The sequence below is a fragment of the Rosistilla carotiformis genome, assembly GCF_007753095.1.
GTDB lineage: Bacteria > Planctomycetota > Planctomycetia > Pirellulales > Pirellulaceae > Rosistilla > Rosistilla carotiformis.
On sequence record NZ_CP036348.1, the window covers coordinates 4,861,492 to 4,873,132 of the forward strand.

Below are 11,641 nucleotides of genomic sequence, written 5' to 3' on the forward strand. Positions count from 1 at the left end.
ACGGATCCACCCTTCGGGTCGGGTGTTGCGGAGTGTTGGCATTCGGCAGGTGTTTGGTCTATCGTAGACCGTAACCCCAAGAAATCCTGTGTTCGCGTCTCCCGAATCATGTCGCCATGTTCTCTCTGCCGTTCCGCTCGCCAGCCGCTCGCCAATTGACGCGGATCGAACGTCAGTTGCGCGGACTTGCCAACCGATCAGACCAACAGCTTCGGGAACGATCGGCGACCCTGCGATACCGCGCCGCGGCAGGCGAATCGCTGCACCGGATACTCCCCGAAGCGTACGCACTCGTTGTCGAAGCGGCGCAGCGCACCTTAAACCTTCGCCACTACGACGTGCAATTGTTGGGAGGCATCCATCTAGCGAACCGCTGTGTGATCGAGATGGAAACCGGCCAAGGCAAGACGCTGACCGCAACCTTGCCGTTGTACCTGCACGCTTTGCGAGGCCAAGGCGTGCATCTGGCGACCAGTAATGATTACCTGGCTCGGCGCGACGCCGACACCATGCGACCACTGTTCGCCATGTTGGGAATGACCTGTGGCGTGGTGGTCGATGGAATGAACGACGCCCAGCGCCGACAGGGCTATTGTTGCGACATCACCTATGCCACCGCTGCCGAACTTGGTTTCGATTTCTTACGCGATCGTTTGAAGCGCCGCGCCGAACGTGCATCTGGCAACGGCGCGTCCGAACTGCAGCCGGTCGGTCGCGGGCTCGAATATCTGTTGGCCGATGAAGCGGATGCGTTGATGATCGACGAAGCGAACACGCCGCTGGTGATCGCTGCTTCGTCGCCGCTGACCGATCAAAAACAAGCCCTCTACGATTGGGCAGCGACCACCGCCCCTCGCGCACTCGAAAACCAACACTACCGGTACAACCTCCGCGAAGGCTCGGTGGAATTGTTACCCGCCGGACGCCAATGGGCGCGGCAACAATTGAACGGCAACTTGCTTGAAGGGCATAGCATCCTGGATCGATTCGAAAAGCTCGAACGGGCGATCCAAGTGCACCGCGACTTCCATCGCGACCAACAGTACATCGTTCGCGAGGGCGAGATCGTGTTGGTCAACGAAGCGACGGGACGCTTGGGTGAGGGGCGGCAATGGCAAGATGGCATTCAACAAGCAATTCAAGCGGCCGAGCGATTACCGATCACGGCGCCGACAACCCATGCGGCCAAACTGACCGTGCAGGGGCTGTTCCTCGCGTATCGTCAGCTGGCCGGCATGACAGGGACCGCGGTTGCCGCAGCGACCGAACTGAAGAAGGTGTACAAGGCCAACGTGATCCCGATTCCGCCGCGTCATCCTTCGCGGCGGCAACCGCTGTCGACACGCTACTTTGCCGATCAAGACCAAAAATACCAAGCCATCGTCGACGAAATCGTTGCCGTCTCGCAAGCGGGACGGCCGGTGCTGATCAGCACCCGTAGTGTCGAGAATTCGCAGCGTTTAAGTAAACTATTGCATGATGCCCAGCTGCCGCACCAAGTGCTTAACGCCCAAGAACACGCCTCGGAAGCGGAAATCATCGCCCGCGCCGGACGCTCGGGACAAGTCACGGTGGCGACCAGTATGGCGGGACGCGGCACGGATATTGAATTGTCCGACGACGTGATCGAGCGCGGCGGTCTGCACGTGATTCTTTCGGAGCACCATGATTCCCCGCGTCAAGATCAACAGATGTGGGGTCGCTGTGGACGCCAAGGGCAACCGGGAACGTATCGCCTATTCCTCTGCTTGGATGATGCGATCTTAGATCGAGCCTACGGCGAAAAATCGGCAACCCAATACCGTCAGCATCGGCACGGTAACCAAGCCACGTCCCTTGCGGCCGCCCAACATGCCTTGGAACGACGCCGTCGCCAGAACCGCATGGCGGCACTGTACCATGAAAAACGACGACTCCGCGCGATCTGGGAAATGGGCCGCGATCCGTTGCTGGATGTGATGTAACACACAACAAATCAATCCCTATGTATGCCACTGGCAGCCCAACGAATCCGATCCCCCTGCGAATGCGCGATGACCTGCGGGTGGTCCCTCACGTCTATCGCGGGGAACCGACGTATGTGGTCGGGGATTTGTTGGCGCTCGAATATTTTCGGTTGAACGAACAAGAGCACGCATTGCTGACGGCACTGGACGGCCAGCACAGCGTCATCGAAATCAAGGAACAGTTCGAAGCACGCTTCGCCCCCCATCGCATCACGCAACAGGAGATCCAAGCCTATCTGATCGACTTCCACAAAAAGGGGTTGCTCGCCGGAGCGCTGTCCGATTCCGGGCGTCATCTTCATCGGATGGGGCGGCGACGCAAGCTGAAGCAGCGATTCAGCGAAGGCAAGAACGTGCTGGCCTTTCGTTGGCGCGGGATCAATCCCGACCGCGCCTTCCGTCTTGCGAACGATTGTTTCGGTTGGTTCTTCAGCAAACCAATCGTGATTGCCAACGTGTTGCTGATGTTGTTCGCCGTCGCCTGGTTGGCCGCGCATGCGGATGAATTTGTCGCCCGCCTGCCCCGCATGCAGACATTCTTTTCAGGAAACAATTGGCTGCTATTGGCGATCGTACTGGCCGCGATGAAGGTGCTTCACGAATTCGGACACGGCATCGTTTTGACCCGGTATGGTCGCCGATGTCATGAACTGGGTGTGATGCTATTGGTTTTCATGCCCACCCTTTACGTCAACACCTCCGATTCCTGGCGTCTTGCCGATAAATGGAAGCGTGCCGCGATTGCCGCCGCCGGTGTCTATGTGGAACTGGTCCTGGCGGCGTTGGCCACATTGGGTTGGTGGCACAGCCGACCGGGCGGATTCCAATACGTCTGTCTCAACGTGATGTTTCTGGGATCGGTCAGTGCGGTGTTGTTCAATGGCAACCCGTTGTTAAAGTTCGACGGGTATTACATGTTGTGCGATCTGATCGAAATCCCCAACTTGCAGAAGCGATCCCAAACCATCGTTCGCAATCTCTTCCTTCGATTCGCGTTCGGCGTGCGGGAGGGAGACGAAGATATGTTACCGCTGCGAACGAAAGTCTGGTTGGTCGGGTATCTAATCGCCGCGACGCTCTATCGCATTGTTCTGATCTATGTCATCGCTTTTCTAATCGTTCGTCTCTTCCGCCCCGCGGGGCTGCAGGAGTTCGCCAAGATGTTCAGCTTTCTTTTGGTTGCCATGCTCGCCATCGTCCCGCTGATCGGGCTTGTCAAATACTTTTCCGTCCCCGGACGCATCCACAAGATCAAACCCGTTCGCGGCATCGGCGCGGCCGTACTGCTTGTCGCGGCGATGGTGTTCCTGTTCGCCGTCCCTTTGCCCAGCCATGTCGTCTGCGACTTCGTCGTTCAACCGCGCGATGCGCAAACGGTCTACGTCCAACATGATGCGGTTCTGGAAACGCTGCATGTGACGCCGAAACAATACGTCCAGAAGGGGGAAAAAATCGCGACGCTACGCGACCTGGATGTAGAGCTGGAGATCGCCGAACTCAGCGGTCGTCTGATTGAACTCGATAGCGAACAACGGATGCTCCGCTTGACGCGGTACCATGCTCCTTCCGGAAGCGACCCATTGAGCAATCTTCGCGAACAACGGTTGACGATCGAACAACGTCTGGCGCAATTGAACCGGATCCAACAGCAAATGGTTCTGCTGGCGCCTCAATCGGGCATGGTGATGCCGATCTGGTCGGAACCGCCGCCGCAGGCCGATGCCGACACCCTCGATTACTGGGACGGCTGGACACTGCACGCCGAAAACGTGGGGACATCCTTCCTGCGTGGCCAACCGATTTGCAAAATCGGGAATCTGGGAACCCCCGACGCGCGATTGACGATCGACCAAAGTGATATCGAATTTATCGACATAGGCCAACCGGTCGAACTGTTGCTCGATTCCCGTTCCGCGGTGTCGATCCCCAGTCGCATCGAATCGATCTCCGAAACCGATGCCGACCAGATCCGGGCCCATGTGTCGCAACAGTTTGGTGGAACGATTGAAACCAAGCCCAACGAGAGCATCTGGACCGACGAAATCGAAGATCCGCAGAACGCGCGTCCGGCGGGCGCCGTCTACCAAGCGATCGCCCATCTGCCAGAGACCGAACAACCGCTGGAAGATGGTTTGCACGGAACCGCTCGCATTGCGATCGGCCAACAGACATTGGCGTCCCGGGCGATCCGGTTCCTGCAAAAGACATTCCGGATTGATCTATAGACGCGTCATGCCAGCACCGCTTCGCATCGGCGGTATTCTTCGCACTACGGATCGCGGCTGAGACATTCCAACATCGCCTGCACTTCCTCTTGCAATTCGTCCACCAAAGCGCGGCATTCGGGCAATTTTTTGCCACGGGCGAGGTCTTCCAGGCGGATCGATATCGCGACCACTCGGCTAGCGGCAAAAACATCCGCAGATCCTTTTAGCGTATGGGCGGCGCGGGCCAGCGACTGGCAATCCCCCACCTGCAGCGCGTGGTGGATCTGATCGATCAGCAACGGGCCCTCCTGACGCATCGCACTGGTCAACGGTTCCAACAGTTCCCAGCCGCCATCGATCCGTTCGATCGCACGTTGAATGTCCACGATCTGCGAAGGCGCCGCTTGTTCCAGCGGCGGCAGGAAGCGTTGCTCGGTCGGGCACAACGGCAGCGGCTGGCGTTCGAAGACATTCGCGATCACTGCCTGCAACTGCGTCGGATTGATCGGCTTCGAAATGTAATCGTCCATCCCCGCATTCAAGCAGCGTTCGCGATCCCCATCCATCGCCGCGGCGGTCATCGCGATGATGGGCGTGTGGTGTCCCAAATGGCGGTCGCGCGCCCGGATCTCAAGCGTCGCTTCGACGCCATCCATCTCGGGCATCTGCAGATCCATCAGCACCAAATCGAAGGTCTGTCGGGCAACCTCCGAGACCGCTTCGATCCCATTCCGCGCCAAGGTGACGTTATGCCCGGCGCGACTCAGAAAACCAATCGCGACCCGCTGATTGACCAGCCCATCTTCAGCCAACAAAATGTTCAACGGACGCGTCATCCGATCGGCTTCGATCGGCGTGATTTGGTGTTCGCTGGGGCTGCGAATCCCCATCGCTTCAAGTATCGAATCGAACAGGTCGGATTGCAAAACGGGCTTGGTCAGATAGCGCTGAATCCCCATCTCCCGGCACCGCTGCGAATCGTCTCCCCGCGCGGCCGATGAGATCATGATGATCGGCAGCGATTTCAGCATCGGCGATTGCCGAATGCATTCGGCCAACGCAAACCCGTCCATGTGAGGCATCATGCAATCGAGTAACACCAGCCGGTAAGGCGCCTCGGTAGCCGCGGCCCGTTGCAATTCCGCAAGCGCCGCCGGCGCGCTCCCCACCAACGTGGGATTCAATTGCCAGGCGTCAAGCATCTCGCCAAAGATCTGACGATTGGTGTTGTTGTCGTCGACGACGATCGTTGCCAGCCCGCGCAGACTGTCCAGGTTTTCCGATGGTTGCGACGCGGATTCGTCAACCAACGAAAACTCCGTCGTGAAAAAGAAGGTGGTCCCCACGCCCAACTGGCTATCCAACCAAATCGCGCCGTGCATCAACTCCACCAACCGCGCCGAGATCGCCAATCCCAATCCGGTGCCGCCAAACTGCCGCGTCGTCGAAACGTCCGCCTGAGCGAACTCTTCAAAAACCGATTGCATCTTCTCGCGAGGAATCCCGATCCCGGTATCGCGAACGGCAAACTGCAAGCGAATCGATCCCGCCGGGGCATGCCGGCTGATCGCTTCGGCATCCACGTCTTGCTTCGGCTGGGTGACTGCGATGATCTTGGGATCGTCGGCATTGGTCACTTCGACAACCACCTCTCCCTGCTGCGTAAATTTGATCGCGTTGCCGACCAGATTGACGACGATCTGTCGCAGCCGCACCGGATCACCGGAAACTTGGTGAGGCAAGTGGGGATCGATGCGACAGGCGAGCTCCAATCCTTTTTCGGCCGCTTTAACCGCCAGGGTCTGGACCGTGCGACCGACGCAATCGCGGAGGTTGAACGTGGTCTCTTCGAGCTCCAGTTTGCCAGCTTCGATCTTGGAGAAATCGAGAATGTCGTTGATGATCCGCAGCAGCGAATCGGCCGAATCTTTGATCGTTCTCAGATAATCACGTTGTTCGATCGAGAGGTTCGTATGGGCCATCAGATCGGCCATCCCGATGATCCCGTTCATCGGCGTGCGAATTTCATGACTCATGTTCGCCAGAAAGTCGCTTTTCGCTTGGTTGGCCGCATCGGCGGCTTCTTTGGCGGTCTTCAGTTCCTGTTCGGTACGCATCAGTTCGGTGACGTCGCGAGTGATGCCAAAGGTTCCCACGATGCGACCGGCGTCGTCGCGCAGTGGCATCTTGGTCGACGAGCACCAACTGTCGGGACGGTCGGCCCAGGTTTCCCGTTCGATCTCAGCGACCATTGGAACGCCGGTCTTCATGATCTCCATCTCGTCGGCCCGCGCCGACGCGGCATGTTCGCGCGTGAAGATGTCGGCATCGGTCTTGCCGACAGCGATCTCCGCGTTTTTCCACTTGAACTTCTGCGCCATGCTGCGGCTGATGCGGATGAATCGACTGTCGCGATCCTTGAAATAGATGCTATCAGGAATGTTGTTCAGCAACGTGTTCAGAAGATAACGCGCTTTCTCCAGATCCTGATCCAGATGCTTCCGCTCGGTGACATCCCAAAACAGCAGCTGCACCCCAGTGATCTGACCCCGCGCATCGCGGACGGGGGCCTTGACCCGTTCTATCCAACATTCCTCGCCATCTTTGGAAAGATAAGGTTCGGTGTCGTGCAGCACGATCCCTTCTCGGATCACTTGCTGATCATCCAGCCGGTATTGATCGGCGAGCGTTTTCGGAAAGATATCATAGTCGGTCTTGCCGCGCACATCCTCCAACGTCATGTGGTGCAATTGCAGATAGCGTTCATTGGCAAAAACGCGACGGCCTTGCAAATCTTTCAAGACCAAATTGATAGGCAGATTGTCGACCAACGTGTGGTACAGAATCCGAGTCTCCCCCAAGGCCGAACTCGGATCTTCGGGGTTGGCATCGGGATCCGCCGTTTCTAACCCCGCCGTCTCGACTGCGACGGCCTCCGCCGCTTCGGCACGACGGGCAATCTGTTCCCAATCCCGCATCAATTCGTCAGCGTCCGGCGAGTCGGTCAGCTGAGCGGCGAGCCGCGCCCGCACCTTCTCCAAGGCAGATCGCAGGTCGAAAGGGCCGGTGGGATCACGCATGGAAGGTCTATCGCGCGGGCGGAAGATGACTCAAGGGTGGGGCTGCCGCAGTGTAACATCTGCGGTGCCCCGTGTACGCAATGATTCTGTTTCAATATAGGCCAGTCTCAACAACGTGCCAGGCAATCCGTGTCCCTCTCGACGCGCCTTCGCTGCATTTTCATGTGAATCAATATCGCCGGGCGATTCCGCTGCGAGCGTCCGGCGGATTTCAGACCTCGCACCGCGACACCACTCCAGGCCACGGACGAAGGATAACGCGAAGAAAGCGTTTGATTGTCAGTCCTAAAACTTGCACTTTGTATTTGACTCCGATCCTCACGAATCGTTCACAAAAATCGAGCGCATCGGTCGCATTCAACGTTTTCCTTTGCCAATGCCCCAATCCCCCCAATTGAAACGATCTTGACCAATTCGACCAAGTTGGCATATCGTCAGATTAGCAAGGGGTCTGGGACGACTCCGCTCAAAACTAAAGCAAGCCAAGGAAGGCAAATGCCATGGCCGATGAACCAAATGTGCCACTGCTGGATGTAGGTCGAGGAAACGCGCCATTGCGTCAGGAGATGCTGGCGGCGATTGGAGAGGTGATCGATAGCGGTCGCTTCTTATACGGTCCCGATGTCTCGGCACTTGAGAATGAGATCGCGACCCTCAGCCAGGTCGATCATGCGATTGGATGTGCATCGGGAAGCGATGCGTTGTTGTTGGCCCTGATGGCTTTGGATATCGGCCCCGGCGACGAAGTGATCGTTCCCAGTTTCACCTTCTTCGCCAGCGTCAGCTGCATCGAACGCTTGGGTGCCAAACCGGTGTTTGTCGACATCCTGCCGGACACCTTCAACATCAATCACCGCGCGATCGAAGCGGCGATCACTCCCGCAACCCGCGCGATCATTCCGGTCCACTTGTTTGGCCAATGTGCGGCGATCGATAAGATCTGCCAGATTGGCGAAAAGCACGGCATCGCGATCATCGAAGACGCCGCTCAAGCGATCGCATCGGCCTACCACAGCCGACCGGCGGGCAGCTGGGGACGTATCGGTTGCTTCAGCTTCTATCCAACCAAGAACCTTGGCGGGATGGGCGACGGCGGCATGATGACCACCAACGATCCGCAAATCGCCGATCGTCTGCGCTTGCTGTCTTCGCACGGCATGCGACCTCGCTACCACCACCGTGCCTTGGGCATCAACAGCCGCCTGGATACTTTCCAAGCCGCAGTCCTCCGCGTCAAATTGAAGCATCTGCCCGAAGCGACGGTCAGCCGCCAAAAGAACGCGACGCGGTACCGCGACATGTTGCAAGCTGCAGACCTGCACAAACACTTTACGCTGCCGAAACTTGATCCCAACGCGTATCACGTTTGGAATCAGTATTCGATCCGCGTTCCCGATGGTCAACGCGACGCGGTTCGCGAACATCTCGCCAGCCACGGTGTCGGATCGGAAATCTATTACCCCGTTCCAATGCACCAACAGGAATGTTTCGCTCACGTCGCGGTTCAGCCCGGCTCGCTCCCCGAAACCGAACGTGCGGCGAAGGAGATCTTGAATCTACCGATCTTCCCCGAACTGCAAGAATCCGAACAAGAACGCGTCGTCAGCGTCTTGCGTGGCTTCTTCCAAGGCCGCCAAAAAGCGGCTGCGTAACGCACCGGATACCAAATCGCCGCGTGACTTCAACCACCACGCGGTGCTCTCTCCGTGGGGAATAAATGCCTGGGCCCCACCGGTACGAACCTGCGATTCCAAAACTCAAAACGCAAAAATGTAATGCGTTCAAAGCGTGTTGAGTTTTGGGGTTCTGACGCACGATAAACCGCATCGGCAATGCGGTCGCTGGTCGATTCTCCCGACGACGGGAACTCGAATCGAGTCGCGGTTCCGTGGAATTAGCGACGCTCGTCACACCAAGCAAGCGTTGCGCAGCGCTCTCACCAAGCCGAACCGGTTGGAACGCAGCCCCGCCCACCAGGCCGAAATAAGAATGGTTCGGTAGGGACGCCCCCAGAAAGAAGACTTCGCTCGCATCGCACGGGCAAAGCCAGTGGCACCCAAAATCAAACCGGCCCATTTGGGAACAGACAACCCCTTGGTTCCCAACGATGCACTTCGAGAAACTCGCTCTCGAACGAAGGCCCCAATCGACACAGTCAATTTTGTGGATGTCCCCTTTCCACCTTTAGAATGACGCAGGAGGTGTTATCTCTCGATGTCGGGTGTTCGCGGTCTAATGGCGTGATTTCCGTGTAGAATAGGAAGCGGCCGAGAGGGCACTCTACGTCCTGCTTGCTCGCACTCATCCCGCGACGTAGACTCACCGTTGCCTTTCACGTTGTTTGATTCGCCACCGAGGACAATATGGCTTCCGGATTAAAAGTGAAGCATTTCAAAGTTCGTGGTTCTGCCGACGACGGGATTACGGTGCATCAATGGGAGTCGGTCGAACACACTTGGCCGAATCACTCGCACCCTGAATACAAACTGGGCGTTTCCGAAGGGGGGACGGGGACGTTTTTCTATCGTGGCCAGCGATACTTCACCGGACCGGGGACTCTGCTTGTTATTCACCCCAATGAAGTGCATTCGTGCACGGCTACCGGAGCGTGGCGTTATCTCTATGCTGCCCCGAACGTCATCGCCAGTATCGTCAGGACGTTTGACCGCAACGGTGATATCGAACCATTGTTGCTGCCCCCGGTCATCGACGACACGCAACTTGTCGAGCTCGTTTTGCAGGCTCACCGGGCGATGGACGACGGAGATCCACAGTTGGATCAGGAATCAGCCTTTTATGAAGCCATCTGCGAGCTTTTGGTGCGGCACGCATCGATGCCGGACATTCCGAAAAAGCGGGGACGTGCGAACATTCGGAGAGTCAAGGAGAGCTTGGAAGCGAAATTCCGCGAGAATGTCTCGCTTCACGAACTCGCCCAATTGGCTGGGACCTCCGCCCCTTATTTAAGCCGCGTCTTCTCCAAAGAGGTCGGCATTCCCATCCAGGCCTATCTCTCTCAGATCCGAGTCCGTCGTGCGCAGCAGATGTTGATGGCCGGTGAGACGCTAGCTAACGTCACCTACGCTGCCGGTTTCGCGGACCAGTCGCACTTCACTCGGCATTTCAAACGATTCATCGGGGTCGCGCCGGGAGCGTACTCGAAGGCAGTGAATTCATCGAGCCACTCCTGACCCGCCGTCGCGCTCCCCAAGCCGTCCGGTGTCACGCGCAATAGAGCGTGAAAGATCGGATGGCTCGCCCCCTTCCGCGAAATAATCGACGGTGTTGATACCAAAGTGGACGGGCGACGGGGACGATCCGCAGGTTCTGAGCCTGCGTACATCCTTGCAGCAGTTCTTTTGACGGCGCGCAAAATCGTTCAAGAAGCTTCCCGGGCACCTCCCTAAACTTATGGCGTAGAAGGGCTACAAGTCAGCCCCGTCTGTTGAAGTATTCGCTTCGACACCCATCCATGAACGCCAGGGAATAGGATAAGAATTCGATGAATCTTGAACTCAACAACAAGACGGCACTGGTCACCGCATCAACAGGCGGAATCGGGCTGGCGATCGCGACTCGCCTGGCTGCCGAAGGGGCAACAACCATCGTCAACGGTCGCAGCGAAGCGAGCGTCGAGACGGCGATTGGAAAAATTCGCGAGAGTCAACCGAAGGCCGACCTGATCGGGCTGGTTTCCGACAATGGGACGGCCGAAGGCGTCGCACGAACCATCGCCGAACATCCGCAGATCGATATCCTGGTCAACAATCTGGGCATTTTTGAAGCGGTCGATTTCTTCGATCTGACGGACGAAGCGTGGCAGCACATCTTTGACATCAACGTGATGAGTGGTGTGCGGCTTGCACGGCATTACCTCAAGCAAATGCTGGAGCAAAACACCGGACGCATCATCTTCATCAGCAGCGAATCCGGCGTCGTCCCCGCTCCGGAAATGCCTCACTACGCGATGACCAAGACGGCACAACTTGCCGTCTCGCGCAGTCTGGCTCAATTGACCAAGGGAAGCCGCGTTACGGTGAACACCGTCATGCCTGGATCGACGTTAACGCCAGGTGTGAAGGAATTCGTCAGCAACCTTTTCCCGGACGACCCCTACGATTCGGCGGAGAAGCGATTCATGGCAGACAATCGGCCGACCTCGTTGATTCAACGATTGATAGAACCCGAAGAGATTGCCAACATGGTTGCCTTTGTTGCCAGCCCACTCGCATCGGCTATCAACGGAGCACCAATACGAGTCGACGGAGGACTCATTCCAACGATTGCTTAACGGAGGAGGAAAAGAAACGTGAAGGTGACGCGGGCGAAACAGGGCATCGGTTTGAAC

Annotated in this window: 6 protein-coding genes; 5 read left to right on the forward strand and 1 reads right to left on the reverse strand. The window is 57.5% G+C overall.

Translation table 11 applies throughout. The features are described from left to right. The first annotated feature begins 116 nt into the window (after window positions 1-116). Together Poly24_RS17575 and Poly24_RS17580 are read left to right on the forward strand one after the other, a co-directional pair. Window positions 117-1,964 (forward strand): preprotein translocase subunit SecA, encoded by a 1,848-nt coding sequence (locus tag Poly24_RS17575; protein WP_145098317.1) that lies wholly within the window; start codon window positions 117-119, stop codon window positions 1,962-1,964. A 20-nt stretch (window positions 1,965-1,984) separates the two neighbouring features. Beyond that, window positions 1,985-4,231, forward strand: a complete 2,247-nt coding sequence (locus Poly24_RS17580) for a site-2 protease family protein (protein ID WP_145098321.1) — start codon at window positions 1,985-1,987, stop codon at window positions 4,229-4,231. Between the two features lie 44 nt (window positions 4,232-4,275). Here the strand turns inward: Poly24_RS17580 and Poly24_RS17585 are convergent, their stop codons facing one another. Continuing rightward, entirely contained in the window at window positions 4,276-7,293 is a 3,018-nt protein-coding gene (locus Poly24_RS17585; protein WP_145098326.1) for a hybrid sensor histidine kinase/response regulator, read from the reverse strand. A 500-nt stretch (window positions 7,294-7,793) separates the two neighbouring features. On the opposite strand from Poly24_RS17585, the gene Poly24_RS17590 reads away from it, so the two are divergent. From Poly24_RS17590 to Poly24_RS17600, 3 genes are all read left to right on the forward strand, one after another. After that, entirely contained in the window at window positions 7,794-8,945 is a 1,152-nt protein-coding gene (locus Poly24_RS17590; protein WP_145098329.1) for a DegT/DnrJ/EryC1/StrS family aminotransferase, read from the forward strand. 729 nt (window positions 8,946-9,674) lie between these two features. Then, window positions 9,675-10,484, forward strand: a complete 810-nt coding sequence (locus tag Poly24_RS17595) for an AraC family transcriptional regulator (RefSeq protein WP_145103075.1) — start codon at window positions 9,675-9,677, stop codon at window positions 10,482-10,484. 311 nt (window positions 10,485-10,795) lie between these two features. After that, window positions 10,796-11,584: an SDR family NAD(P)-dependent oxidoreductase gene (locus Poly24_RS17600; protein ID WP_145098332.1), complete on the forward strand. Its 789-nt coding sequence runs from the start codon at window positions 10,796-10,798 to the stop codon at window positions 11,582-11,584. Window positions 11,585-11,641: the final 57 nt, after the last annotated feature.